At 67.2% G+C, this 24,411-nt stretch carries 23 protein-coding genes; 4 read left to right on the top strand and 19 right to left on the bottom strand.

Annotated elements, in window-relative coordinates; genetic code table 11:
- Positions 1 to 58 precede the first annotated feature (58 nt).
- The 9 genes from H4O10_RS09735 to H4O10_RS09775 form a co-directional block, all read right to left on the bottom strand.
- Positions 59 to 2,248 carry a PAS domain S-box protein gene (locus H4O10_RS09735; RefSeq protein WP_005410083.1) on the bottom strand — a complete coding sequence of 730 codons (2,190 nt, stop codon included), beginning with the start codon at positions 2,246 to 2,248 and terminating at the stop codon, positions 59 to 61.
- A 208-nt stretch (positions 2,249 to 2,456) separates the two neighbouring features.
- The gene (locus H4O10_RS09740) at positions 2,457 to 4,844 is read right to left on the bottom strand and encodes a Tex family protein (RefSeq protein ID WP_033833940.1); all 2,388 of its coding nucleotides are present in this window, start codon (positions 4,842 to 4,844) and stop codon (positions 2,457 to 2,459) included.
- 207 nt (positions 4,845 to 5,051) lie between these two features.
- A complete protein-coding gene (locus tag H4O10_RS09745; protein WP_005410085.1) occupies positions 5,052 to 5,267 on the bottom strand; it encodes a hypothetical protein in 216 nt (71 codons plus the stop codon).
- 803 nt (positions 5,268 to 6,070) lie between these two features.
- On the bottom strand, positions 6,071 to 6,523 hold the full coding sequence (locus H4O10_RS09750; RefSeq protein WP_033833143.1) for a hypothetical protein: 453 nt from the start codon (positions 6,521 to 6,523) through the stop codon (positions 6,071 to 6,073).
- A complete protein-coding gene (locus tag H4O10_RS09755) occupies positions 6,520 to 6,723 on the bottom strand; it encodes a PspC domain-containing protein (protein WP_005410087.1) in 204 nt (67 codons plus the stop codon). The genes H4O10_RS09750 and H4O10_RS09755 overlap by 4 nt, the downstream gene beginning before the upstream one ends.
- 64 nt (positions 6,724 to 6,787) lie before the next feature.
- Positions 6,788 to 7,156 carry a YfeK family protein gene (locus tag H4O10_RS09760; protein ID WP_005413813.1) on the bottom strand — a complete coding sequence of 123 codons (369 nt, stop codon included), beginning with the start codon at positions 7,154 to 7,156 and terminating at the stop codon, positions 6,788 to 6,790.
- A 31-nt stretch (positions 7,157 to 7,187) separates the two neighbouring features.
- Positions 7,188 to 8,255 carry a class III poly(R)-hydroxyalkanoic acid synthase subunit PhaC gene (gene phaC / locus H4O10_RS09765; protein ID WP_049454802.1) on the bottom strand — a complete coding sequence of 356 codons (1,068 nt, stop codon included), beginning with the start codon at positions 8,253 to 8,255 and terminating at the stop codon, positions 7,188 to 7,190.
- Entirely contained in the window at positions 8,252 to 9,316 is a 1,065-nt protein-coding gene (gene phaE / locus H4O10_RS09770; protein WP_049454804.1) for a class III poly(R)-hydroxyalkanoic acid synthase subunit PhaE, read from the bottom strand. Before phaE ends, phaC begins: the two co-directional genes overlap by 4 nt.
- Positions 9,317 to 9,338: 22 nt before the next feature.
- Positions 9,339 to 9,953 (bottom strand): phosphatidylcholine/phosphatidylserine synthase, encoded by a 615-nt coding sequence (locus H4O10_RS09775; RefSeq protein ID WP_014647547.1) that lies wholly within the window; start codon positions 9,951 to 9,953, stop codon positions 9,339 to 9,341.
- A gap of 343 nt (positions 9,954 to 10,296) precedes the next feature.
- Between H4O10_RS09775 and H4O10_RS09780 the strand changes: the two genes are divergently transcribed.
- Positions 10,297 to 10,947 (top strand): class I SAM-dependent methyltransferase, encoded by a 651-nt coding sequence (locus H4O10_RS09780; RefSeq protein WP_049454806.1) that lies wholly within the window; start codon positions 10,297 to 10,299, stop codon positions 10,945 to 10,947.
- 607 nt (positions 10,948 to 11,554) lie between these two features.
- Here H4O10_RS09780 and H4O10_RS09785 read toward each other — a convergent pair.
- The 5 genes from H4O10_RS09785 to H4O10_RS09805 form a co-directional block, all read right to left on the bottom strand.
- Complete coding sequence (locus H4O10_RS09785) at positions 11,555 to 12,919, bottom strand: MATE family efflux transporter (RefSeq protein WP_049453675.1); 1,365 nt, start codon at positions 12,917 to 12,919, stop codon at positions 11,555 to 11,557.
- 115 nt (positions 12,920 to 13,034) lie between these two features.
- Entirely contained in the window at positions 13,035 to 13,664 is a 630-nt protein-coding gene (locus H4O10_RS09790; protein WP_049453673.1) for a DUF2239 family protein, read from the bottom strand.
- Between the two features lie 162 nt (positions 13,665 to 13,826).
- The gene (locus H4O10_RS09795) at positions 13,827 to 14,315 is read right to left on the bottom strand and encodes an 8-oxo-dGTP diphosphatase (protein ID WP_005413820.1); all 489 of its coding nucleotides are present in this window, start codon (positions 14,313 to 14,315) and stop codon (positions 13,827 to 13,829) included.
- Between the two features lie 41 nt (positions 14,316 to 14,356).
- On the bottom strand, positions 14,357 to 14,866 hold the full coding sequence (locus tag H4O10_RS09800; RefSeq protein ID WP_032966899.1) for a DUF1249 domain-containing protein: 510 nt from the start codon (positions 14,864 to 14,866) through the stop codon (positions 14,357 to 14,359).
- 143 nt (positions 14,867 to 15,009) lie between these two features.
- On the bottom strand, positions 15,010 to 15,831 hold the full coding sequence (locus H4O10_RS09805) for a pyruvate, water dikinase regulatory protein (protein WP_111118777.1): 822 nt from the start codon (positions 15,829 to 15,831) through the stop codon (positions 15,010 to 15,012).
- Positions 15,832 to 15,975: 144 nt separating this feature from the next.
- On the opposite strand from H4O10_RS09805, the gene ppsA reads away from it, so the two are divergent.
- Positions 15,976 to 18,354, top strand: a complete 2,379-nt coding sequence (gene ppsA, locus H4O10_RS09810; RefSeq protein ID WP_044570462.1) for a phosphoenolpyruvate synthase — start codon at positions 15,976 to 15,978, stop codon at positions 18,352 to 18,354.
- Positions 18,355 to 18,505: 151 nt separating this feature from the next.
- Complete coding sequence (locus H4O10_RS09815; RefSeq protein WP_005410099.1) at positions 18,506 to 19,402, top strand: mechanosensitive ion channel domain-containing protein; 897 nt, start codon at positions 18,506 to 18,508, stop codon at positions 19,400 to 19,402.
- 248 nt (positions 19,403 to 19,650) lie between these two features.
- Here H4O10_RS09815 and H4O10_RS09820 read toward each other — a convergent pair whose 3' ends face one another.
- The 5 genes from H4O10_RS09820 to H4O10_RS09840 all read right to left on the bottom strand — a co-directional run bounded on the left by H4O10_RS09820 (position 19,651) and on the right by H4O10_RS09840 (position 23,562).
- Positions 19,651 to 20,766: an alkene reductase gene (locus H4O10_RS09820; RefSeq protein ID WP_049430247.1), complete on the bottom strand. Its 1,116-nt coding sequence runs from the start codon at positions 20,764 to 20,766 to the stop codon at positions 19,651 to 19,653.
- A gap of 142 nt (positions 20,767 to 20,908) precedes the next feature.
- Positions 20,909 to 21,784, bottom strand: coding sequence for an EcsC family protein (locus H4O10_RS09825; protein WP_049452190.1), 876 nt, complete (start codon positions 21,782 to 21,784; stop codon positions 20,909 to 20,911).
- A 170-nt stretch (positions 21,785 to 21,954) separates the two neighbouring features.
- Positions 21,955 to 22,527 carry an oligoribonuclease gene (orn, locus tag H4O10_RS09830; protein ID WP_033833154.1) on the bottom strand — a complete coding sequence of 191 codons (573 nt, stop codon included), beginning with the start codon at positions 22,525 to 22,527 and terminating at the stop codon, positions 21,955 to 21,957.
- Between the two features lie 75 nt (positions 22,528 to 22,602).
- Complete coding sequence (gene tadA / locus H4O10_RS09835) at positions 22,603 to 23,127, bottom strand: tRNA adenosine(34) deaminase TadA (RefSeq protein ID WP_005410103.1); 525 nt, start codon at positions 23,125 to 23,127, stop codon at positions 22,603 to 22,605.
- Between the two features lie 75 nt (positions 23,128 to 23,202).
- Positions 23,203 to 23,562, bottom strand: a complete 360-nt coding sequence (locus H4O10_RS09840; protein ID WP_005410104.1) for a helix-turn-helix domain-containing protein — start codon at positions 23,560 to 23,562, stop codon at positions 23,203 to 23,205.
- Positions 23,563 to 23,640: 78 nt separating this feature from the next.
- Here H4O10_RS09840 and H4O10_RS09845 point away from each other — a divergent pair, with 78 nt between their 5' ends.
- Positions 23,641 to 24,408: an NAD(P)H-dependent oxidoreductase gene (locus H4O10_RS09845; protein ID WP_033833155.1), complete on the top strand. Its 768-nt coding sequence runs from the start codon at positions 23,641 to 23,643 to the stop codon at positions 24,406 to 24,408.
- Positions 24,409 to 24,411: the final 3 nt, after the last annotated feature.

Consider the following 24,411-nt stretch of genomic DNA (forward strand, 5'->3'; position numbering starts at 1 on the left):
TCACCTGTAAGAGAGGAGGTGCGCGGAGTATTTGCGCCCGCCCTCTCACAGGCTGAGATCAGCCCTCGACGACCTCGGAATCATCGCCCGGCAGCTCACTGGCCTCGCCCTGCACCTGCACGTTGTTGCGGCCCATCGCCTTGGCCCGGTAACACTGGGCATCGGCCGCGGCCACCGCCTGGTCCACGCTCATCCCTCCGGCCAGCGGCGCGATGCCGATGCTGGCCCCTACCCGCAACCGGTCCTGGTCCCACGGAATCGACAGCGACGCCAGGGTATGCAGCAGCTCGCCGCCAATGCGCGCTGCACGACGCGGCGTGCAACCGGACAGGATCACCGCGAACTCATCGCCGCCCAGCCGCGCCACCACATCCGAATCGCGCACCCCGTGACGCAGAACACTGGCCACTGCCCAGAGCACCGCATCGCCAGCCAGATGGCCCCAGGTATCGTTGATCGGCTTGAACCGGTCCAGATCGATGTACATCAGCGACGCGGCCTGGCCGGTACGTTCGACGCGGGTGATCGCCTGCTGCAGATGCACCTCGAAGCCACGGCGGTTGCTCAGTTCGGTCAGCGGATCGATCTCGGCCAGATGACGCGCCTCGCGCTGGCGGGCACGCTGCTGGGTATCGTCGCGCAGCACCCAGACCGCGCCTCGCACGTGGCCCTCGTCATCGCGCAACCAGGCGCGGGTCAGGTCCACCGGCACCGTGGCGGCACCCAGGCGCAGCAGCAGGTCGGCATGCAGGTCGACCGCATTGCTGTCCGGATCCAGCAGTACCGACACGTCCAGCACCGAACCCGGCGCGTATTCGGTGGTCAGCGCCAGCACATCCTGCACCTTGTGTCCGGCCAGCGACAACGCGCCATCGCCGGCCAACATGCGTACTGCAGCGGCATTGGCGTAATCGATACGGCCATCGAGGCTGACGCTCAGCACCAGGTCGGCCACGGCATCCAGGGTGATGCGGCTGCGCTGTTCGCTCTCGAACAGCCGCTGCTCGCTGCTGCGCTGGGCGGTGATGTCCTGGATCTGCGACACGAAATGCAACGGCTCGCCATGCTCGTTGCGCACCAGCGAGACCGACAATCGGGCCCAGATGACCTTGCCATCGCGATCGAGATAGCGCTTTTCCAGGTGGTAGTGGCTGCGACGCCCGGCCAGCAGGTCCTGCACCAGGGCCAGGTCGGTCTGCAGGTCATCAGGATGGGTGAGACGCTGGAAATCCACCTGCAGCAGTTCTTCCCGCGGATAGCCGAGGATCCGGCACAGCGCATCGTTGACGTCCAGCCATCGCCCTTCCAGTGACACCAGCGCCATGCCCAGCGCAGCCGAGGTGAATGCACCGGCGAACTTCTCCGCGGACAAGCGCGCTTCGGCCCTCGCCTGCAGGATCTCGGTGATGTCGATGGCCATCCCGACATAGCCGATGCGTACACCGTCGGCACCGTCCATGCGGCTGATCGAGAGGCGTACCTGGCGTGGCTGGCCGTCCTTGCGCAGCAGCGTCCATTGCCGCGAATAGGTCTGGCCATCGGCACGCGCACTGAGTGCCTCGAACACATCTGGCAGTTGGCCATCGGCATCGGCCAGCGGTCGCAGCCAGGCATTCAGTTCCTGCGGATCGTGGAAGGCATCCAGCCGGCGCTGGCCGACCACATCCGCCGCGCTGTAGCCCAGCAGGCGTTGCGCGCCCGTGTTGAACAGGGTGATGGTGCCATCGATATCGGTGGCGATCACCGCCACCTCGTCGGAGGCATCGACCACGGCCTGCAGGCGTTGCCGTGTTTCGGCCGCATCCTGTCGGGCCTGCTGCAGCTCGGTCACGTCGGCATGCGCGCCGGCCATCCACAATGGCTTGCCCTGCGCGTCCCATTCGAAGACGCGGCCACGGTCCTGGATCCATATCCACTGGCCATTCTTGTGGCGCATCCGCAGCAGGCACGCGTAGTTGTCGGTGCGCCCCTCGAAATGCTCGTCCAGTGCCGCGTCCGACAGCGCTATGTCATCGGGATGGACCAGCTTCAGGAAGGTCTTCTGGCAGACCGGCTCCAGCTCTTCCAGGCGGTAACCGACAATCTCGGCCCAGCGCGCGTTGACCCGCATCTCGCCGTTCTGCACGTTCCATTCCCAGGTGCCCGCGGCGGTGCCATCGATGATCATCGCCAGCCGCCGACGCTCTTCGGCCAGCGCCTGCAGGCGGCGCTCCAGCAACCCGTTGCCGTTGGTGCCCTGGCCCGCCATCACCGCTGCCCCCGGCCCGCGCAGGCAGGCAGCGGCCGCAGCGCGACGCTGCAGACCTCAACGAAGACGACGGGTCCTGCTGGCGTCATGGCCCTCCCCAGCGACAGCGGGGTGGCCGGACGCCTCCCCTCAAGCGCAAGTGTGCGCAATCACGGGGAAAATCGACAAGTCCCCCGCCACGAATCAAGCGTGACGGGGAACACGGTCCTCAACTACGCTTGGCGCGGGCGAAGGCCTCGGCCAGGGCGTTGTTGGCCGGGGGCGCGGACGCGGCGGGACGGCCACCATTGCCCTGGCCCCGGTTCGGCCCGCGGTTCTGGCCGCCTGCATCCCGGCGCGGACCCTGCCCATGGCCGCGCTCATCACGCTGGCCCGGGCGGCTGGTGGCCTGCCCGGGGGTATCGTCCAGGCGCCGGGTCAGGGCGATGCGCTTGCGCGCCACGTCCACCTCCAGCACCTTCACCTTGACGATATCGCCAGCCTTGACCACGTCACGCGGGTCCTTCACGAAGGTGTCGGACAGCGCCGAAATGTGGATCAGGCCGTCTTGGTGCACGCCGATATCGACGAAGGCACCGAAGGCCGCCACGTTGCTCACCACGCCTTCCAGCACCATGCCCTCGCGCAGGTCCTTGATGTCCTCCACGCCTTCGGCGAAGCGCGCAGCCTTGAACTCCGGACGCGGGTCGCGGCCCGGCTTCTCCAGTTCCTTCAGGATGTCGCGCACGGTCGGCAAGCCGAAGGTGTCATCGGTGAACTGCTCGGCCTTCAGGCCACGCAGGAAGCTGCCATCACCGATCAGCGCCTTGATCGGGCGTGCGGTGCTGGCCACGATGCGCTCGACCACCGGATAGGCTTCGGGGTGCACCGCCGAAGCATCCAGCGGCTGGTCGCCGTCGGCGATGCGCAGGAAGCCGGCGCACTGTTCGAAGGTCTTCTCGCCCAGGCGCGCGACCTTCAGCAGATCCTTGCGGCGCTTGAACGGGCCGTTCTCGTCACGATGGCGCACGATGTTCTCGGCCACCGTGGCCGACAGGCCGGACACCCGCGACAGCAGCGCGGCCGATGCGGTGTTCACGTACACGCCCACGGCGTTCACGCAGTCCTCCACGCGCGCGTCCAGCGCCCGTGCCAGCCGGTACTGGTCCACATCGTGCTGGTACTGGCCGACACCGATCGCCTTGGGTTCGATCTTGACCAGTTCGGCCAGCGGGTCCTGCAGGCGACGCGCGATCGACACCGCGCCACGCAGCGACACGTCCAGCCCCGGGAACTCCTTGGCCGCGAACTCGGAGGCCGAGTACACCGAGGCGCCCGCCTCGCTGACCACGACCTTCTGCAGCTTCGGGTTGGCGGCAGCCTTGATCGCTTCGCCGGCCAGCTTGTCGGTTTCGCGGCTGGCGGTGCCGTTGCCGATCGCGATCAGTTCAACGTTGTGCTTGGCGCACAGTTGCTTGATCGTCTGCACCGACTGGTCCCACTGGCGACGTGGCTCATGCGGGTAGATGGTGTCGGTGGCCACCAGCTTGCCTGTGGCATCGACCACGGCGATCTTGCAGCCGGTGCGGATGCCCGGGTCCAGCCCAAGCACGGTCTTCGGGCCCGCCGGTGCGGCCAGAAGCAGATCCTTCAGGTTGTCGCCGAACACCGCGATGGCCTCAGCCTCGGCCTTCTCGCGGGCCTGGTTGAACAGGTCCAGCAGCAGATGGGTGTGCAGCTTGGCGCGCCAGGTCAGGCGGCAGGCGTCCAGCAGCCAGCGATCGGCGGCGCGGCCCCGGTCGGCGATGCCGGCCCTGCGCGCCACGCGGCCTTCGGCGTACTGGTGGCCGGCCTCGGCATCGCTGCCCGGGTCCAGTTCCAGGAACAGGATCTCTTCGCGGCGCGCGCGGAACAGCGCCAGCAACCGGTGCGAAGGAATCTTCGCCAGAGATTCGGCATGTTCGAAATAGTCACGGTACTTGGCGCCTTCGGTTTCCTTGCCCTCGGCCACGCTGGCACGGATCACGCCGGTCTCTCCCAGCCAGGTGCGCAGCTCGCCGACCAGCGCGGCGTCCTCGCCCCAGCGCTCCATCAGGATCGCGCGCGCACCTTCCAGCGCGGCCTTGGTGTCGGCCACGCCCTTGTCGGTGTTGACGAAGGCGGCCGCGAAGGCCTGCGGGTCCTGCGTGGGATCGGCTAGGAGGCCATCGGCCAGCGGCTCGAGACCGGCCTCGCGGGCGATCTGGGCGCGGGTACGGCGCTTGGGCTTGTACGGCAGGTACAGGTCTTCCAGCCGGCTCTTGGTGTCGGCGGCCAGGATGTCGTTGCGCAGCTCGTCGCTGAGCTTGCCCTGCTCGCCGATGCTGGCCAGCACCGCCGCACGGCGCTCCTCCAGCTCGCGCAGGTAGGTCAGCCGGGTTTCCAGGTTGCGCAGCTGGGTGTCGTCCAGGCCCCCGGTCACTTCCTTGCGGTAGCGCGCGATGAACGGAACGCTGGCGCCCTCGTCGAGCAGGCCGACGGCGGCGCGCACCTGGGCGGACTGGGCACCGATCTCGTCGGCGATGGTCTGGGCGATCTGCTGGGCGAGCGCGCTCTGGGCGTTCTTGGCGTCGTGCATTGCTTCAGGTCTGTGCCGCGGTACGGGAAGATCCCATTCTGGCAATCCACGACGGAGCCGGACAAGGCATTGACAGGGGGTGAGGTTCAGCGGCGGGGCCGGAGTGGACGCCGGCATCCTGGCGGAGAGAGGGCTCGGACTGGCCCTGGGCTGGGATGCCGGCGCGGGCGCGCGATGGTGGGCGCGCCCTGCCGCGTGTTGCAAAGGTCAGCGGTAGTGGCGGGCGGCGCGCTGCATGACGATCTCGTCACGCATGCCTTCCAGGGCCATCAGGCGGACCTTGCCGACACCCTGCAGTTCCATGAACCGCTCCGTGTAGAACTCCGGCCCCAGCGCGGTGTCGGCGCGGGATTTGCTGAAGCCGTAGGGCACCACGCCCTTCTCGCCATCCTTGCTACCACCGACATAAAGAACGATTGCCATGTGATGTATTCCTCCAAATTGCTACTGCGTACTGCACTCGATGAACGATGCTGCGAGCTCATCGAGGGAGAGCTTACCGCGTCGAACCTGACTGGAACGTCACGAAGGCTAATGACGATCGGTTGCATGCAAATGACTGCGGGATCGCAGCAGAATGCTTACGGATCTTTAACTTCCGGCTAACGAATCCGTGGGGGGATTCCCGCCAACGGCGCAGCCCCTCGTGGGTGGTGTGGTTGTTCGCGGAAAGCTGGTTTCCCGGGGGCTGGCCGGAAGGGTGGGTAGTGCGGGGACGCCGTGAACCCGTCCTTGGGGGCTTGGCCGCGGCATCCATGCCGCGGACACCCCGCCCCACCCACCCTCCCGGCCGCTGACAGGTTCCTGATGCCCCCCCACGGAAAAGAAAAAAGAAGATCAAAAGCAAAACAGCTTGGCCGGCTGATTTGTTGCTTCCTGTAGAGCCAAGCCAAGCCATGCCCCGCTGGCGAGCAAGCGCAGCGCGCGACCCGCTTCTGCTGTTCTATTTCTTCTCCGTGGCTGGACGCGCACGGAAACTGTCAGGGGCCGGGCGGGGTGGGTTCGCGGGACCGTTGGCGCCATGGGCCCGAGGCATGCCTCGGGCGGGTTGGGCAGGACGCCCAACCCCGGTCTTGCCGTGTGCGCAGGACTGCGCACACGAGCAAGGCGCCATCGAGCCCCCAGGGACGGGTTCACGGCGTGTCCCGCGAACCCACCCCGCCCGGCCCAATCGCATGAAACGCATTCCGCGACCACCCACGAGGGGCTGCGCCGTTGGCTGGAAACTACGGCCACCAGCCACGCCCGAACCGGGCGAAATGATCGGCCGCCCGTTCGAACGGATTGCGCGCACTCACCCCGCCGCACAGCAGGTACACCGGCAGGTACAGCGGGCCCAGCACCATGTACTGGTACACGTGCGCCCGTTCGTGATCATCCAGCCGGATCAGCGGCTCCACGCCCCACCCTGCCTGATGCGCATAGGTGCGGCAGGAAATGCCCAGGTCATGGCCGGTGTGCAGGATCACGTTCCCCAGGGTGATCGCCCCGCCTGGCCCCCACGGCCAGTGGTCGAACACCAGCGCGCAGTCACGGCCGCTCCAGCGCAATGTCGCGCCGCCGAGCATGCCGGCCAGGCCGCCGATCACGCCGAGCAGGGAATTGGGTGACGTCCACACCGCGCCCAGCACCTGCAGCGCGCGCAGCCAGATCGGCCAGGGCGTTGCTCCAGTCTTCAATCGGCCTCGTTGGGGATCAGGAGCCACAGGATCAGGTAGACCAGGATGCCAGGGAAGGCGGCGGAGGCCAGCGAAACCAGCACGTAGATCACCCGCAGCAAAGTTGCATTCCAGCCGAAGCGATGGGCAATGCCGCCCATCACGCCGGCAATCATGCGGTCGTTCAATGAGCGCGACAGCGTTTTGGGCGTGGTGTTCATGGCGGCAGCTCCGGGAAACGGACAAGGCAGTCGAACATGGCTCGACTCTACACCGCCCCCATGTCTACGGCGTGCGGTGGCGCAGGGCCTGCAGGCGTGCGCCGAACCAGGCGGCTGCGGTCTGTTCAGGCTGCCCCGGACACTGGATGCGGTAGGGTTTGCCACTCATGCTGCTCTGGCTGGCAGCGCGCTCGATGAACTGCTCGGCGCTGTCCACCATGCCCTTTTTCAGCAGGTAATCGTACTTGCGCTGCAGGTGCGCGCGCGCGTCGCTGCCGTCGTACCAGCTGCCATTGCGCTGGAAACGGCATTGGGAGCCATCCAGGCTGGCGATCAGCTGGGCGATCTCCCGGCGTGCATCCGTACTGGGTGCAGCGTGGGCAAGTGGTGCTGTCAGCAGTGCCGCAAGAATCAACAAAATCCGGTACATCATCACCCCCAAGTCAGTCGAGCATGGCTCGACTCTACAGATCGCGCGCTTTCAACCAGCCATTGATCGTGGCCGGTACTTCGCGCTGCGCGCGGCCGGACACGTAGATACCAATATGCCCACCACGGAAACTGGACTCGGTGTAGTCGTCCGTGCCCAAACGCCCGCGCATCGCGCGAGAGGCATCCGGTGGCACCAGATGGTCCTGCTCGGCATAGATGTTCAGCACCGGCAGCGTCACCTGCGACAGATCCACCGCTTCCTCGCCGATCCGCACCGTGCCGTTCACCAGCCCATTGCCCTGGTAGAACTGCTTGATGAAATCGCGGAACGCCTCGCCCGCCAGGTCCGGTGAATCGAAGATCCACTTCTCCATGCGCAGGAAATCCTCCAGCGCGGCCTTGTCATCGAGGATGTCGAGCAGGCCGACGTACTTCTGCACGTTCAGGCGGAATGGCTTGAGCATCAGGTAACTGGCATTCATCAGGTCGGCCGGGATGTTGCCCAGCGTGTCGACCAGCAGGTCCACGTCCACCTGCCGCGCCCAATGCGAGAGCATGTTGTCAGCCGTCTGGAAGTCGACCGGGGTGACCATGGTGATCAGCTTGCCCAGCTTCTGCCGGCGCAGCGCGGCGTAGCACAGCGCGAACACCCCGCCCTGGCAGATACCGAGCAGGTCGACCGGGCCGCCACTGCGGGTGCGCAGCGCGTCCACCGCACCATCGATATAGCGCAGCAGGTAGTCCTCCAGGGTCTGGAAGCGTTCGGACCTATCCGGGTAGCCCCAGTCCAGCACGTACACGTCCTGGCCCAGCGCCAGCAGCTTCTGCACCAGCGAACGGTCGGCCTGCAGGTCGACCATGTACGGCCGGTTGACCAGCGCGTAGACGATCAGCAGCGGCGTGCGCCGGGTCGGTGCCTGTTCGCCGACGAAGCGGTACAGCACCACCTTGCCGTCACGCCAGACTTCCTCGCGCGCGGTCACGCCATAGTCCACGTCTTCCACCTGCGGCAGCAGCTTCAGCCCTTCCATCAGCTTGCGCTGCATGGCCAGGGTTTCCTGCATCAGGTCATCGGCGTTGAAGCCCAGCGGTCCTTTCATCGGTCACGCGCCCGAGTGGACGCGCGAGACGCAGCCTTCTTCGCAGACACCTTCTTTGCAGGCGCCTTCTTCGCCGGCGCGGCCTTCTTCGCGGCTTTGCGCGCGGCCGGCTTCACCTTCGCCGGTGCCGGCTGCGACACCGGATCGACCGCGGCGGTCCCCGCCAGCACCGCCACCTGTGCCTGCAGGCGGCGAAGGCTGCGCTCCAGTTCGGCAATACGGCGATGCGCGGCGTCCATCTCGCTGCGGGTCGGCAGGCCGATTCGCTCACTCATCTGTTCCACCTCGCGCTGCAGGCCGGCGCGCAGGCGCATCTGCGCGTTGCCCAGCGAGGCGTACACCTGCTGGAACGGTTCGGACATGGCGACCTTGGCGTAGGCCTCCTCGGCCACTTCGATCCACAGGTCGAACATCGCGCGGGCGCTGGTCAACTGGCTGCCGGGCTGTTCGTGCTCGGCCAGACGCTGCTCGAACAACGCGAAGGCCTCGTCCAACGCCTGCCTGATCTGATCAACGTAGGCGCGCGAATGCTGCTGGTACTCCTCCTGCGCCCGCAGCAGCGCCTGCCAGCGCGCCTGGTGCTCGCGGCCGGGGCCGAACGCCGGGCTCTGCAGCCACGGGCCCGCCTGCAGCTGGAACTGCTGCAGCCATGCGGCGAATTCGGGCACGGTGGCGCCGGCGTGGGTGCTGCCACGGGCGCCCTGCAGCATCCACTGCAGCATGCCATCGCCCTGCCCCTGCACCGCCTCGCGCCAGGCCTGGGCCACCTCGGCGCTGCTGGCATCGCGGCCGGCGAAACGCGCAGCCACTTCCTGCATGGTGCCGTACCAGCTGCCGGCCTGTTCGCGGAAACGGCGCACGGCATCCTCCGGCGCGCCCTGCCCCTGTTCAGGCAACAGCTGGCTCCACCAGTCGAACAGCCGTTGCCAGCTGCCGGGGTCGCCGCCGGCGGGTGCGCCGGACGTGCTCGCGTGGCGCAGGGCATCGCCCCAGGCACCGAAGTACTGCCGCGCCAGCGTTTCGAAATCGCTGCTGCCGGCGTCGTGGGCCGAGCTGGTCATCGCAGGCCTCCGCAGGGCTGGCTCATGGCTTGGGGATACGCAGGGTCTTGCTGATCATCAGCGACCCGGACAAGGCGAACAACAGCACCATCGGGTGCAGCTGCCACGGGCCGATCTGCCACTGGCCGAACCAGATGTTCTGGCCGATGGCATCGGTACCGGCGGCAATCGCCAGTACGATCACCAGCACCAGGCTGGTCGGGATCGGGGTGCCCTCGAAATACGTGACCTTGCCCTCGTCGCCGGCCAGCGCCTCGGCAGTGACGTTGTAGCGTGCCAGGCGGCTGACACCGCAGCAGACGAAGTAGCTCAGCACCAGCCAGTCCCAGCCGCCCTGCATGCCGCAGGCATAGGCCAGCGCCGCCGGCGCCACGCCGAAGGAGATCACGTCCGACAGCGAGTCCAGCTCGCGGCCGAGGGTGGAGCTGGACTTGCGCCAGCGCGCGATGCGCCCGTCGAGCGCGTCGAAGATGAAGGCCAGCGGGATCAGCGCCATGCCGAACAGCAGGTAGCCGCGCTCGCCGTCCTGCAGGAAGCGCATCGCGGCAAAGACCGCACCGGTGCCGCAGAAAGCATTGGCCAGGGTGAACCAGTCGGCCAGCTGGAATTCGCGCAGCATCGAGAAGTGACGTTTCATGGGGTCTCACGGAGCATCAAGGCCCACAGGTTACCGCGAGCGCCGCCGCTGGCGACAGCGCTGGCAGGCCCCGCCTTCACCGCTCCCTCACCTGCCCTCACCGACGGTGAATTTTTCGCCACCCATCTTGACAGCCTAGGGGGGTGGCGCCTGTCGCGGCTTATCCACAAAGTTGCCCACGCGTAATCCACACCCCCTGTGGACAACCAGATCTCACCGACTGCGACGCTGGACATTTCCTCATCACCCGGAAGCGGGGTTTCCCTACTTCCCAAGCCACAAGGTCGGCGCTATGGTCACCGGCGGACCCGCCGCCGCCACGTCCGAAACTCTGCAACGGACGATGATGATGCTGGATGCTCCCACCCTGGCCGCACAGCTGCGGCAGCCCCACGGCGAGGCCGCGCTGGCAGTGGCCGACTCGATGAACCGCAGCAACGGCGCACTCAACCTGGCCGCAATCGGGCTGCTGGCCGTCGGCGCCGGCGAACGGGTCCTGGAGGTCGGCCCGGGCAATGCGGCCTTCGCGCCACTGATGCTGCAGGCCACCGGCAGCCACTATCTGGGCATCGAGCTGTCCACGGCCATGGTCGAGGCCGGCAACCAGCGGCTGGCCGACGCCGGGGTGGCCGAACGTGCGGCGATGCGACACGGCGACGCCCATGCACTGCCGGTCGCCGATGCCGCGATGGATGCCGCGCTGGCGGTCAACACCCTGTACTTCTGGCCGAACCTGGCCCCGGTGCTGGACGAACTGGCGCGGGTGCTGCGCCGGGGCGGCCGCCTGTGCCTGGCCTTCGGCGATGCCAGCTTCATGCGCAGCCTGCCATTCGCCGCCGACTTCCAGCTGCATGAGCTGGACACGGTGGAGCTGGCGCTGCGGGTATCGGGCTTCCGCGTCTCGGCCTGGCGCAGCCACCGCGAATCCGCGGCCGGCAATGACGGCCAGACCCGAGAAAAGCACTTCCACCTGCTGCTGGCACAGCGGCACTGAAGTGGTAGAGCCGGCCGCTGGCCGGCTGCCCCGGCCATTGCGGATTGCCGGCCAGCGGCCGGCACTACCCTGCCTGCACCCGGCCGCCAGCGAGCAAAACAGAACACCTGCATCCGCGCCGGATGCGATCCGTCCGAGTGGTAGCGCCGGCCGCTGGCCGGCTGCTCCGGCCATTGCGGATTGCCGGCCAGCGGCCGGCACTACCCGGCCTGCACCGGTCGCCAGCGAGCAAAACAGAACACCCGCATCCGCGCCGGATGCGATCCGACCGAGTGGTAGAGCCGGCCGCTGGCCGGCTGCTCCGTCCATTGCGGATTGCCGGCCAGCGGCCGGCACTACCCGGCCTGCACCCGGCCGCCAACGAGCAAAACAGAACACCTGCATCCGCGGCGGATGCGATCCGTCCGAGTGGTAGAGCCGGCCGCTGGCCGGCTGCTCCGTCCATTGCGGATTGCCGGCCAGCGGCCGGCACTACCCTGCCTGCGCCCGGCCGCCAGCGAACAAAGCAGAACACCTGCATCCGCGCCGGATGCGATCCGATCGAGTGGTAGAGCCGGCCGCTGGCCGGCTGCTCCGGCCATTGCGGATTGCCGGCCAGCGGCCGGCACTACCCAGCCTGCACCCGGCGCCGCCAATGCGCGAAACAGAACACCTGCATCACCAGCATGGCCAGCAACCCCAGCGGCCATGCCCACCACAGCCCGGCCAGACCGTGCCGGGACTGCAGCCACATCGCCAACGGCAGCTCCAGCAGCAACACGGCAGCCATGCCCAGCAATGCCGGCAACAGCACCGTGCCGCTGCCGCGCATCACTCCGACCAGCACCGCACTGCCTCCCATCGCCAGCACGCCCCGCACCACGGTGCGCAACTGCAACGCGGCCAGTTCGCGCACGTCGGTCGCCGCCAGGATCAGGCCGGTCAGCCAGGGCGCCAGCGCCACAACCAGCACCACCACCCCGCTCAGCATCGCCAGTCCAAGCAGCACGCCTGTGCGTGCGATGGCCGGCAGCCGTGCCGTACGCCCCGCGCCCATCGCATGCGCCGCGAGGATGGTGGCAGTGATGCCCAGCGACATCGCCGGCAGCTGCACCCAGCTCATCAACTGGTTGACCGCACCGTAGGCGGCCGTGGCCGTGTAGCCATAGCGGTTGATCCAGCCCAGCAGCACGATTTCGGCAATGGCCAGGCTGAGCATCTGCAACGAAGACGGTATGCCGATGCGCAGCATCGAACGGATCAGCGCTCCATCAAAGCGGATGGCTTGCAGCAACTCATGCCCCGGGGCCAACGGGTGCCCCATCCGCTGCCACCGCCACATCAGCCAGGCCAGGGCCAGCAGCGAGGCGAGCGCCGCCGAGACTGCCGCACTGGCCGCGCCCAGCTGCGGCAGGCCGGCCCAGCCCAGGATCAGCAGCGGCGTGCACAGCAGGCCGACCACCGTGGCCAGCAGCAGCGCATGCAGCGGCGTTCTGGCATCGCCCACCGCACGGCTCACCGCAGTGGCCAGCCACAGCAGGAAGAACGCCGGTGCCGCCAGCAGCAGGACACGGGCATAGACGATGGATTCGCCGAGGATCGGCGCGGGCGTGCCCAGTGCCGCCAGCAGCGGTGGCGCGAAACCGCCGCCGACCGCCATCACCAGCACTGACAACAGCAGAATCAGTGCCACCGCACTGCCGGCCACCGCGCGAGCCTGTTGCGGCCGGCCCGCTCCCCAGGCCTGGCCGATCAGCACCATCGCACCGGTCGCCAGACCCATTACCAAGGCCAGCAGCAGGAAGAAGACAGGGAAGAACGCTGCGGCGGCGGCCACCGCCTGCGTACCCAGCAGATGGCCGAGGTAGATGTTGTCCAGCGTGCCTGCGGCCAGCTGCAATGCGTTGGTCAGCAGCATCGGCAGCAGCAGGTTCAGATAGGTGTGCCAGAGGGGCGGCGCGACCGGGGGGATGGGATGTGCGGGGGTGTCCATGGGGTTCTCTGGGCAAGGCGCTGCCCTGCCCGGCGTTTCCGCCAGCAAAGCAAAGGGAGCGGGCGGCCGTGGCCCGCGATCAGGTGGCGCCGCCGCTCAGCAACGGCGCAATGGCTCAGCCGTCTGCGTGGTCCGAAGAATCATCGAAGGCCAGGCGCAGGGCGTGATTGCGCACATCCTCGGGCCAGCTGCGCAACGCCATTTCCAGGCCCGCCCGGTCGTGCGCGAACAGGACACGGATGGCCTCCTCGAAACCCGGCAGGTCTCCGGCGATGGTCTGCAGGAAGTGATAGGCACGCTCGCTGTGGCGGCGCTGCCGGTCCTTGTCGGCACCAGCACGGCTGGCCGCCTCCACCAGCTTGCGCAGCACTACCGAGGCCCCGCCGGGCTGCTCGGCCAGCCACGCCCAGTGGCGCGGCAGCAGGGTCACTTCGCGTGCGACCACGCCCAGCTTGGGGCGGCCGCGGCCACGCGGAGTTGCCGGCGCCTCTTCGGCAGTAACGTCGGCATCCGCCTCGACGGCGGCGGGAAAGGCTTCGACGACCCGCGCCAGCAGTTCTGCGTCACTGCCGCGCGTATCGAAATCACGGGTGCGGCCGGTAGCGTTGTCGAACACAAGCAGCGGACCGGCAGCGTTGCCGGCACGCAGCTGCTTCAGCGCCAGCGCAGCCACTTCCGGGGTACCGGAGGCGACCAGCCGGTGGCCGTCGAAGCAACTGAAGGGAGGGAGTCGGGACGCAGGCATGGCAATGGCATCGGAGGTGATGCACGAATATTGCCCGGGTAATTTGCGTTCGTCAATATTGCCCGGACATTAATCAACCGGAAGAGCGTGCCAACCAAGGTTGGCACCCACCTGGAAGGTTGATCCCCACTCGAAAGATCGCCCCCCTCCCGATTCGCCGGTTTACAGCCGGCTGTAGGACCAGCTGACCATGCGGCCGTCCTGGTACGGCATCACGCCGTGGAACGGGCGCGGGTCGGCGTCGAATACCAGCGGCAGGAAGTTGCGGTCGCCCTCCCACATCGGCAGCGTGTCCAGCTTGTCCAGGTCCACCCACTCCAGCGTGCCTTCATGGTTGCCGCCGTGCGGGGTGCCTTCGAAACTGTCGATGACGAACACGAAGCCCAGCCAGTCCTCGCCGTGCTTGCCGAAACCCGGCCAGCTGATGGTGCCGCGCAGGCGCATGCCGGTGCAGTCGATGCCGGCTTCCTCGGCGATCTCGCGGCGCATGCCTGCCGCAACGTCTTCGGTTGGTTCGATCTTGCCGCCCAGCCCGTTGTACTTGCCCAGGTGGTGGTCACCGGGCCGGGTGTTGCGGTGGATCATCAGCACCTGGCGACGATCGGGCGACAGCACGTAGCCCAGGGTGGCGACGATCGGGGTGTACGGCATGGGCAGCATCCAGCGGCAGGTCAGCCGTGGATTATGGCCGATCAGCGCACCAGCGACAGGCGGCGTTCGGCAGCCGCAGTGGCGCCATCAGGATCGCGGCGCAGGGTGGCCACGCCGTGGCCGCGCTCGGCGAGGTATTCCAGCCACTTGCCGAGGAAGGTGTTCATGCGCATGCGGTGGCTGATCAGTTCCGCCGGCGGCGGGTACAGGCCCATGGTGTCCTGCCAGCGGCGGCCGACATAGCAATGGGTGGTCTCGGCCTGGCGCGCGTCACGGTACAGGCGCACGTAGGCCGACGGATCAGGCTCGCCGGTGACCGGGTCGGCCAGGTCGTAGGTCAGGCGAAGTTCCACCGTGTAGCGGTGGCACTCGATCACGTCCAGGCGGACATCCAGGCCGTCGCCGATCGAGGAGATGTAGCTGCCCGCCACCAGTCCGGCCGGTTCGAACAGGCGCACCAGGTGGCGATAGTTCTCCGCGTACAGGCCCATGAGCCAGCTCAACCGGCTCAGGCGGGGAATGCGTTCGGTACGGGGCAAGGCTCGGGCCATGGGTCGATCCTACACGTTGGTGCTTCAACGTGGGGGCGTACATGCGCAAGCCAAGCCCTGGGTAGTGCCGGCCGCTGGCCGGCAGCGCAATATCGCGGCCGAGGGTCCATCGATCAGCCGGCCAGCGGCCGGCTCTACCGGAATCAATACAACTCGCGCTGAAGCCCCAGCGTGGCCAGCACCTTGCTGGAAATCTCCTCGATCGAGGTATGGGTGGTGCTCAGCGTCGGGATCCGCTCCATCTGGAACATCGCCTCGGCCGCGGCCACCTCGCGCTTGCAGGTCTCCAGGTTGGCGTAGCGCGAGTTCGGGCGGCGCTCCTGGCGGATCTGCTGCAGGCGGTCCGGGTCGATGGTCAGGCCGAACAGCTTGCGCCGGTAATTGCGCAGGCGTGGCGGCAGGCGATCGCTTTCCAGGTCCTCGTCGGTCAGCGGGTAGTTGGCCGCACGCACGCCGTAATGCAGGGCCAGGTAGATGCAGGTGGGCGTCTTGCCGGCGCGCGACACCGCCACCAGGATCACGTCGGCATCGTCGTAGTTCACCGCGATACCGTCATCGTGGGTCAGGGCGAAGTTCATCGCGTTGATGCGACGGTGGTAGGTGTCGAAGTCGACCATGCCGTGGGCCTGGCCGACCCGGGCCAGGCGCGGGCTGGCCAGTTCACGCTCCAGCGGCTCGATGAACGGCGCGAACACATCCAGCATCAGCGCCCCGCTGTCGGCCAGGATCAGGCTCAGGCTCTGGTCCACGCAGGAGTTCACCACGATCGGCCGGACCTGGTACCGCTCCCCTGCCGCCTGGATCCGGGCACAGGCTTCACGCGCTTTTTCGGGGTCGTCGACAAACGACATGCGGTCGGTAATGAAGCTGAACCCGGAGAACTGGGTGAGCAGGCTATGCCCAATGGTTTCAGCGGTGATACCGGTTCCATCGGAAACGTAGAACACCGGGCGGATGGTCGACATGCGCGCTTTTACCCCCTACGAAGCTTAAAAAGGCCGCCAGCACAAGCTTGTGCCGACAGTGGTCTGCCCGGCATCATATCGGCTTCTTCCTACGGACGCGGCCACTCAGCCCGCCTCGGGCGATGGCCAAACGGAGCATCGCGCTTGAACGAGAACATCCTGTGGTTGCACGAACTGCGTCTGGCCGATCTGGCCCGCGTAGGCGGCAAGAATTCGTCCCTGGGCGAGATGATCGGCAACCTGGCCGGTCTGGGCGTTTCGGTGCCGGGCGGTTATGCAACCACCGCTGAAGCCTTCAAGGACTTCATCGCGCACAACGACCTGTCCAAGCGCATCTTCGACAAGCTGGCCACGCTGGACGTCGAGGACGTCAACGCGCTGACCGCCGCCGGCAAGGAAATCCGCAGCTGGGTGATCGATGCGCCGCTGCAGCCGCAGCTGGACCAGGACATCCGCACCGCCTACGCCAAGCTGAGCGCCGACAACGGCGGCGGCGACGTGGCCGTGGCCGTGCGTTCCTCGGCCACCGCCGAGGATCTGCCGGATGCCTCCTTCGCCGGCCAGCAGGAAACCTTCCTCAACGTCACCGGTGCCGACGATGTCGTGCACAAGGTCAAGGAAGTGTTCGCCTCGCTGTACAACGACCGTGCCATCGCCTACCGCGTCCACCACGGCTTCAAGCATGAGGACGTGTTCCTGTCCGCCGGCGTGCAGCTGATGGTGCGTTCGGGCGTCGGTTCCTCCGGCGTGCTGTTCACCCTGGACACCGAGTCCGGCTTCCGCGACGTGGTGTTCGTCACCTCTTCGTTCGGCCTGGGCGAAATGGTCGTGCAGGGTGCGGTCAATCCGGACGAGTACTACGTCTACAAGCCCACCCTGCAGGCCGGCAAGCCGGCGATCCTGCGCCGCTCGCTCGGCAGCAAGGCGATCCGCATGGTGTATTCGGATGTCCCGGGTGAGCGCGTCAGGATCGAGGACACTCCGGTCGAACTGCGCAACACCTTCTCGATCAGCGACGAGGACGTGCAGGAACTGTCCAAGCAGGCGCTGGTCATCGAAAAGCACTACGGCCGCCCGATGGACATCGAGTGGGCCAAGGACGGTGTCAGCGGCAAGCTGTTCATCGTGCAGGCGCGCCCGGAAACGGTGAAGTCGCGCAGCCACGCCACCCAGATCGAGCGCTTCGCGCTGACCGAAAAGGGCGGCAACGTGCTGGCCGAAGGCCGCGCCGTCGGCGCCAAGATCGGTTCGGGCGTGGCCCGCGTGGTCAAGACGCTGGACGACATGAACCGCGTGCAGCCGGGCGACGTGCTGATCGCCGACATGACCGACCCGGACTGGGAACCGGTGATGAAGCGCGCTTCGGCCATCGTCACCAACCGTGGTGGCCGCACCTGCCACGCCGCGATCATCGCGCGCGAGCTGGGCGTGCCCGCCGTGGTCGGTTCGGGCAACGCCACCAAGGTCATTGAAGATGGCCAGCTGGTCACCGTCAGCTGCGCTGAAGGCGATACCGGCTTCATCTACGAAGGCAAGCTCGGCTTCGAGCGCACCACCACCGATCTGGGCAACATGCCGCCGGCCCCGCTGAAGATCATGATGAACGTGGCCAACCCGGAACGTGCCTTCGACTTCGGCCAGCTGCCGAACGCCGGCATCGGCCTGGCCCGCCTGGAAATGATCATCGCCAGCCACATCGGCATCCACCCGAACGCGCTGCTGGAATACGACCGCCAGGACGCGGCGACCAAGAAGAAGATCGACGAGAAGATCGCCGGCTACGGTGATCCGGTCAGCTTCTACGTCGACCGCCTGGCTGAAGGCATCGCCACCCTCACCGCCTCGGTTGCACCGAACCCGGTGATCGTGCGCCTGTCGGACTTCAAGTCCAACGAGTACGCCAACCTGATCGGCGGCAGCAACTACGAGCCGCACGAAGAGAACCCGATGATCGGCTTCCGCGGCGCCAGCCGTTACGTCGACCCGAGCTTCTCGGCCGCCTTCGCGCTGGAGTGCAAGGCCGTGCTGCGCGTGCGCAACGAAATGGGCCTGGACAACCTGTGGGTCATGATTCCGTTCGTGCGCACCCTGGAAGAAGGCCGCAAGGTCGTCGAGGTGCTGGAACAGAACGGCCTGAAGCAGGGCGAGAACGGCCTGAAGATCATCATGATGTGCGAAGTGCCGTCCAACGCACTGCTCGCCGATGAGTTCCTGGAGATCTTCGACGGCTTCTCGATCGGCTCCAACGACCTGACCCAGCTGAGCCTGGGCCTGGACCGCGACTCTTCGATCGTTGCGCACCTGTTCGACGAGCGGAACCCGGCAGTGAAGAAGCTGCTGTCGATGGCGATCAAGGCAGCACGTGCCAAGGGCAAGTACGTTGGCATCTGCGGCCAGGGTCCGTCCGATCACCCGGATCTGGCCGAATGGCTGATGCAGGAAGGCATCGAGTCGGTGTCGCTGAACCCGGACACCGTGGTCGATACCTGGCTGCGCCTGGCCAAGCTGAAGGCCAACGGCTGATGCCGTGATGGCTACAGGCTGACGTCGTGTTCATCGGCGTCGGCCGATACTGCTGCTGCATGCAAGCCCCGCCTCTGCGGGGCTTCGTGTTTCTGGCGTGCACGCACGCCCTGCCCCACGCAGACACCGTTTCTCAGCAAAGGACTTCCGCATGATCGCCGCAGCAGCACCCGCCGCCCCCGCCGCAACGCCCTGGTTCCACTCGCTCGACTGGGAACGCCTGCTGGAAACCTACGGCGTGCCGTTGCTGGCCGCGATCGTGGTGCTGCTGGTGGGCCTGTGGGTGGCACGTCGCTTGTCCAATGCAATGCCGCGCGCCACTGCGCGCATGGGTGTGGACCCGATGCTGGGCAGCTTCCTTCGCAATGTGGTGTACGCCGCCTCACTGGTGATCGTGGTGGTGCTGGCCATCGGCACGCTGGGCGTGCAGATCACCCCGCTGCTGGCCGTGCTCGGCACCGCTGGCCTGGCGGTCGGTCTGGCATTGAAGGATTCGCTGTCCAACATCGCCTCGGGCGTGATGCTGGTGACGCTGCGTCCGTTCCGCGTGGGCGATGTGGTCACCGTGGCCGGCCAGACCGGCACGGTGCGCGAAGTGCGCATCTTCCAGACCGTTCTGACTGGCGCCGACAACCAGCACACCACCATTCCGAACACGCTGATCACCGCCGCACCGATCATCAACCTCACCGCCGAACCGACACGCCGCGTCGAACTGGTGATCGGCATCGGCTACGAGGACAACATCCAGCTGGCACGCGACACCGCGCTGGCGCTGATGAAGGCCGACCCGCGCGTGCTGCAGACCCCCGCACCGGACGTGGTGGTCTACGAGCTGGGCGCACACGCCATCAACCTCGGCATCCGCTGCTACGTGAAGTCGGCCGACTGGTTCGGCACCAAGGTCACGCTGCTGGAGCAGCTGAAGCTGGGCTATGACAAGGCCGGCATCAACATCCCGTACCCGCAGCAGGACATGCACCTGTACCTGCATGGCAAGGATGGCGGCGTGGTTGAAGCCGACGCGCTGGTGCGCGACAAGCCGTGATCCGGCAGTGGAATGCCGGCCAGCGGCCGGCACTACCGCCTGACTGAAATGCCGGCCAGCGGCCGGCACTACCCCCCTCGCCGCCTGACTGAAATGCCGGCCAGCGGCCGGCACTACCCCTCGCCGCCTGACTGAAATGCCGGCCAGCGGCCGGCACTACCCCTCGCCGCCTGACTGAAATGCCGGCCAGCGGCCGGCACTACCCCTCGCCACTGGTAGTGCCGGCCGCTGGCCGGCAGCGCCCAGGATCAGGCCGCGACACTCTCTTCCAGCGTCGGGTAATCGGTGAAGCCGACCGCGCCACCGCCAAAGAACGTCGCGCGATCCGGCGGATTCAGCGTCGCACCCGTACGCAGGCGCTCGGGCAGATCCGGGTTGGCGATGAACGGCCGGCCGAAGCCGATCAGGTCAGCCCAGCCTTCGGCCAGTGCCTGCTCGGCGCGCTCGGCGGTGTACTTGCCGGCGTAGATCAGCGTGCCCGGGTAGACCATGCGCAGCGCCTGCTTGAACGCCACCGGCATCGGCGGTGCATCGTCCCAGTCGGCCTCGGCAATGTGCAGGTAGCCCACCCCCATCTCACCGAGCAGGTGTGCGGCAGCCAGATAGGTCGCCTGCGGCGTATCGTCCACCGCCCCCTGCAGCGTAGTCAGCGGCGCCAGGCGCACGCCCACACGCTCGCCACCGGCAACCTCGACCACCGCCTGCACCACCTCGCGCAGGAAGCGCAGGCGATTCTGCAGTGAGCCGCCGTAGGCATCGGTGCGCTGGTTGGCCTGCGAATCGATGAACTGGTTGATCAGGTAGCCGTTGGCGCCGTGCAGTTCCACACCATCAAATCCCGCGGCCAGCGCATTGCGCGCAGCCTGCGCGTAATCGGCGACGATGCCCGGAATCTCGTCCTCGCGCAGCGCGCGCGGCATCGAGTGCTGGATCATCTCGCCCACACCGGCTTCGGGACCCGCCCCAGTCGGGTCGACGAACACTTTCACGCCTTCGGCGAGCAATGCCGAGGAAGACACCGGCGCCGCGCCATCGGGCTGCAGGGCCACATGCGAGACACGGCCGACGTGCCACAGCTGGGCGTAGATGCGGCCACCGGCGGCGTGCACCGCATCGGTCACCTGCCGCCAGCCCTGCACCTGCTCGACGCTGTGGATGCCCGGGGTCCAGGCATAGCCCTGGCCCTGCTGGCTGATCTGGGTACCTTCGCTGACGATCAGGCCGGCGCTGGCGCGTTGCGCATAGTAGGCGGCCATTTCCGCGGTGGCGACGTTGCCATCGGCGGCGCGCGAGCGGGTCATCGGCGGCATCACGATGCGGTTGGGCAGCGTCAACGCGCCCAGGCGGTGGGAGGTGAACATCATGGCGGCAATCTCTTGCGGGGGGAGTGCCGCAAAGGATGGGGATGCCGGCTGCCAGGCAACAGGCATGCACTGGCAAAACAATTGTTCCCTCGAGGCAAGGATCACCCGCCACGAGGGCTCATCCACGCATGGCGTGGCTCTTCTACTCCAGCCTTGGCTCGATCTTTACCGCACCATGCGCCACGCGGTCATAGCAGGCGCGCACCACGTCTTCCCCGTACTTGCGCTCCAGCCGGCGCACGATGAAGTGGCCGCGCGCCATGTCCTGGTAGTAGTCGGTGAACATGGTATTCAGCGTTGCACCGGCGGCAGCACCGACGATCGGCACCGCCTGTGCGGCGAATTTCTCGGTGACCACCACGCCGAAGCGCGCCGCCACCTTCTCCACCATCTTCGCCAGCAGCTTTCCAGCTTCTTTCGGTGCCACGCCCAGGGTCAGGTCGCGGCCGGTCACCACACGCCCAGCCAGTTCGGCCGAAAGATGCCGCATCACGTCGGTGGTGAAGCCTCGGGCCAGGTAGTAGCCGGTCTCGCTGGCGTCGTCGCGCGGCGAGTTGCCACCGAGCGCGAACACCTCCAGGCACGCCTGCCGGGTGCTGAACTCGGACAGGTCGAAGCCCTCGCTGCGGGCCACGTCGGCCACCGCGCGCATCATGATGGTGGTCGACACCGGCAGCTCGATGAACAAGGCCGCAAAGCCGAACGCGCCGCCGAACGCGCCGGAGGTGGCAGCCGCCAGTTTGTGCCAACGGGTGGAGGCGCCTTTGCCTGGGGTGTTGTCCATGCTCCACAGCGCCGCCTGTGCGGACTTGGACAGCGCCGCCTGCACCGCTCCGTGTATGCGACCGGAGACCGCCTTGGGCAGCGCTTTCACCGCGAACTCCAGCGGCGTGCCGACCAGGTTGGCCATGCGCGCGGTGAGGGTCGGCGCTTCCAGCAGGGCCACCGCCCGCTGCAGGTCGGACCAGTCGCGGGCGTCGTGGGCAATGTCGCGGGGAAGCAGGATGGGCTCGTTCATGGCGCCGATCTTAGCGCCGGGGAGTTGAACGGTTCGTCGCGAGGCACGACAGAGGGGTCGGAGCCCTTGCCGCGGGAAAGGGATCCGACCCCGACGCCTTGCCGGCCAGCGGCCGGCACTACCAGTTCGCGTGTCACCCGGTCGCGCCGGGCCATGCCCGGCGTTGTTGTTCAGGCCGTGGGCAAGCCCGACAGCGTGCCCATGAACTGGCGGTAATGGCGCAGCTCGGCGATCGAGTCGTGCACGTCGCTCAGTGCGGTGTGGTTGCTGTTCTTGCCGACGCCGGCGGCCACGCTCGGCGCCCAGCGCTTGGCCAGTTCCTTCACCGTGGACACGTCCAGGTTGCGGTAATGGAAGTACTTCTCCAGGCGCGGCATCTGGCGGTGCAGGAAGCGGCGATCCTGGCAGATCGAGTTGCCGCACATCGGCGAAAGACCGGCCGGGATCCACTGCGCCAGGAAGTTCACCGTCTGCGCCTCGGCCTGGCCGAGGGTGGTGGTGCTGTCCACCACGCGCTGCCACAGGCCCGAACGACGATGCTGGTTGCGGTTCCACTCGTCCATCGCCTCCAGCGTTTCCAGCGGATGATGGATGGCGAATTCCGGACCTTCGGCCAGTACGTTCAGCTGGGCGTCGGTGACCACGGTGGCGATCTCGATGATCGAATCGTTGTCGGTGTCCAACCCGGTCATTTCCAGGTCGATCCAGATCAGTCGTTCGTTGGCCGCGCCGGTGTCCGCCATTGTGTCGCCTCGTTGCTGGGCAGGCGCGCGGCCTACCGGTGAAGGAAAGAGGCGCCCATCATACCCGTTCGCCCCTCAGCCCTCGCCGACGTGGTCTTCCAGCAGCAGCGGCGGCTTGCCACGCTTGGCGCGGAAATAATTGGTCAGGCGCGTACTGGCTTCCTTGGCCAGCACCCCGCCGTGGATCTCGACCCGGTGGTTGTGGCGGGCATCGCCGAGCAGGTCGAACACGCTGCCGCACGCACCGGTCTTGGGGTCGCTGGCGCCGTAGACCAGGCGCGAAACGCGCGCATGCACGATCGCCATCGCGCACATCGCGCACGGCTCCAAGGTCACGTACAGCGTGCTGCCAAGCAGGCGATGGTTGGCCAGCAGCTTTCCACCGGCCCGCATGGCCACGATCTCGGCATGCGCACTGGGGTCATGCGAGGCAATGTTGAGGTTCCAGCCCTCGCCCAGCAGCTGGCCGTCGGCGCCCACCAGCACCGCCCCGACCGGAATCTCGTCGAACTCACGCTGCGCGCGCTCGGCCAGGGCCAGTGCATGGCGCATCCAGTGTTCATCGGCGTCGTGCACCGGTACACCCAGGACATCGGTCATGGCGGTTCTCGCTTTTCAACTGGGCCAGGATGGCCGCCGGGGGCGCATTGTACGCCCGGGACCGTGCAGGCGCCGCTAGCGCGCGTCGAAGCGCTCGCGGGCCGCATCGAGCGCCGGGAAGTTGTGCTCGGCCCAGCGATCCAGGGCGGACAGCGTCTCGACCAGGCCGCGCGCGACCTCGGTCAGGCGGTACTCCACATGCAGTGGTTTGCTGCCCCGGTCACACCGCTCGACCAGCCCATTGCGCTCCAGCTGGCGCAGGGTCTGGGTCAGCACCTTCTGCGAGATGCCTTCGATCTTCCGCAGCAACGCGCCGTTGCGAAGCGGGCCCTGCGCCAATGCCGGCAGCAGCAGCATCACCCACTTGCCTGAAATCAGCGCAAGCGCATCGCGTGCCGAACAGTCGGCGGCATAGACATCCCCGGGAAAGGCCATGGTTACCTCAAGGTGCGTAATTGCCGGCGCATGCCGGCACCGCGAGGATGGTCGCACACTCGTCGAACACCTCGCCCCATGCGCGCCCTGATCCTGCTTGCCCATCCCGAGCCCCGCTCCTTCAATGCACATCTGGCCGCTCAGGCCGCCGAGCAACTGCGGCATGACGCGCTGCAGGTGGACGTGGTCGACCTGTATGCGGAGGGCTTCGATCCGCTGGAAGCGGCTGAACACCATCCGCATCGCCTGCATCCCGGCCACTTCGACGCCCAACGCGAACAGCGGCACAGCGCCGAGCAGGGCCAGCTGCCCGTCGATGTGCAACGTCACCTGCAACTGCTGCGGGCCGCAGACCTGCTGATCCTGCAGTTCCCGCTGTGGTGGTTCGCGGCACCGGCCATCCTGAAGGGCTGGCTGGATCGCGTACTGGTGTACGGGCCGATGTACAACAGCCGCCTGCGTCACGAGCACGGAGCGATGCGCGGCAAGCGTGCGTTGCTGAGCGTCACCACCGGCTCATCGGCACGGGCCTGCGCAGTCGACGGCCGCGAGGGAGATACCCGGTTGCTGCTGTGGCCCTTGATGTACAGCCTGCGCTACGTCGGCTTCGACGTGATGGAACCGCACGTGGTGCACGGCGTGCGTTCCGGGCTGGCACCGGAGCGTGTGCAGGCCCACGACGAGGCACTGGCTGCAGCAACCCACCACTACCGCGAACGCCTGGCGCAATGGCCGCAGTGGCCCACAGTGCCCTTCAACGACAGCAGCGATTTCGAGGACGGCATTGCGCTGCGCGCGGAGGCCACTGCCTACAGCCCCTTCATCCGCCATCGCAACGCCGGATGAATC

Source organism: Stenotrophomonas sp. I18B00994 (genome assembly GCF_014145825.1).
Classification (GTDB): Bacteria; Pseudomonadota; Gammaproteobacteria; order Xanthomonadales; family Xanthomonadaceae; genus Stenotrophomonas; species Stenotrophomonas maltophilia.

Excerpts from the sequence above, each read along its gene's own strand:
- H4O10_RS09735 (WP_005410083.1), bottom strand. The coding sequence starts at position 2,248 with ATGGCGGGCCAGGGCACCAACGGCAACGGGTTGCTGGAGCGCCGCCTG.
- H4O10_RS09740 (WP_033833940.1), bottom strand. The coding sequence starts at position 4,844 with ATGCACGACGCCAAGAACGCCCAGAGCGCGCTCGCCCAGCAGATCGCC.
- H4O10_RS09745 (WP_005410085.1), bottom strand. The coding sequence starts at position 5,267 with ATGGCAATCGTTCTTTATGTCGGTGGTAGCAAGGATGGCGAGAAGGGC.
- H4O10_RS09755 (WP_005410087.1), bottom strand. The coding sequence starts at position 6,723 with ATGAACACCACGCCCAAAACGCTGTCGCGCTCATTGAACGACCGCATG.
- H4O10_RS09760 (WP_005413813.1), bottom strand. The coding sequence starts at position 7,156 with ATGATGTACCGGATTTTGTTGATTCTTGCGGCACTGCTGACAGCACCA.
- phaC (WP_049454802.1), bottom strand. The coding sequence starts at position 8,255 with ATGAAAGGACCGCTGGGCTTCAACGCCGATGACCTGATGCAGGAAACC.
- phaE (WP_049454804.1), bottom strand. The coding sequence starts at position 9,316 with ATGACCAGCTCGGCCCACGACGCCGGCAGCAGCGATTTCGAAACGCTG.
- H4O10_RS09775 (WP_014647547.1), bottom strand. The coding sequence starts at position 9,953 with ATGAAACGTCACTTCTCGATGCTGCGCGAATTCCAGCTGGCCGACTGG.
- H4O10_RS09780 (WP_049454806.1), top strand. The coding sequence starts at position 10,297 with ATGATGATGCTGGATGCTCCCACCCTGGCCGCACAGCTGCGGCAGCCC.
- H4O10_RS09785 (WP_049453675.1), bottom strand. The coding sequence starts at position 12,919 with ATGGACACCCCCGCACATCCCATCCCCCCGGTCGCGCCGCCCCTCTGG.
- H4O10_RS09790 (WP_049453673.1), bottom strand. The coding sequence starts at position 13,664 with ATGCCTGCGTCCCGACTCCCTCCCTTCAGTTGCTTCGACGGCCACCGG.
- H4O10_RS09795 (WP_005413820.1), bottom strand. The coding sequence starts at position 14,315 with ATGCCGTACACCCCGATCGTCGCCACCCTGGGCTACGTGCTGTCGCCC.
- H4O10_RS09800 (WP_032966899.1), bottom strand. The coding sequence starts at position 14,866 with ATGGCCCGAGCCTTGCCCCGTACCGAACGCATTCCCCGCCTGAGCCGG.
- H4O10_RS09805 (WP_111118777.1), bottom strand. The coding sequence starts at position 15,831 with ATGTCGACCATCCGCCCGGTGTTCTACGTTTCCGATGGAACCGGTATC.
- H4O10_RS09815 (WP_005410099.1), top strand. The coding sequence starts at position 18,506 with ATGATCGCCGCAGCAGCACCCGCCGCCCCCGCCGCAACGCCCTGGTTC.
- H4O10_RS09820 (WP_049430247.1), bottom strand. The coding sequence starts at position 20,766 with ATGATGTTCACCTCCCACCGCCTGGGCGCGTTGACGCTGCCCAACCGC.
- H4O10_RS09825 (WP_049452190.1), bottom strand. The coding sequence starts at position 21,784 with ATGAACGAGCCCATCCTGCTTCCCCGCGACATTGCCCACGACGCCCGC.
- orn (WP_033833154.1), bottom strand. The coding sequence starts at position 22,527 with ATGGCGGACACCGGCGCGGCCAACGAACGACTGATCTGGATCGACCTG.
- tadA (WP_005410103.1), bottom strand. The coding sequence starts at position 23,127 with ATGACCGATGTCCTGGGTGTACCGGTGCACGACGCCGATGAACACTGG.
- H4O10_RS09840 (WP_005410104.1), bottom strand. The coding sequence starts at position 23,562 with ATGGCCTTTCCCGGGGATGTCTATGCCGCCGACTGTTCGGCACGCGAT.
- H4O10_RS09845 (WP_033833155.1), top strand. The coding sequence starts at position 23,641 with ATGCGCGCCCTGATCCTGCTTGCCCATCCCGAGCCCCGCTCCTTCAAT.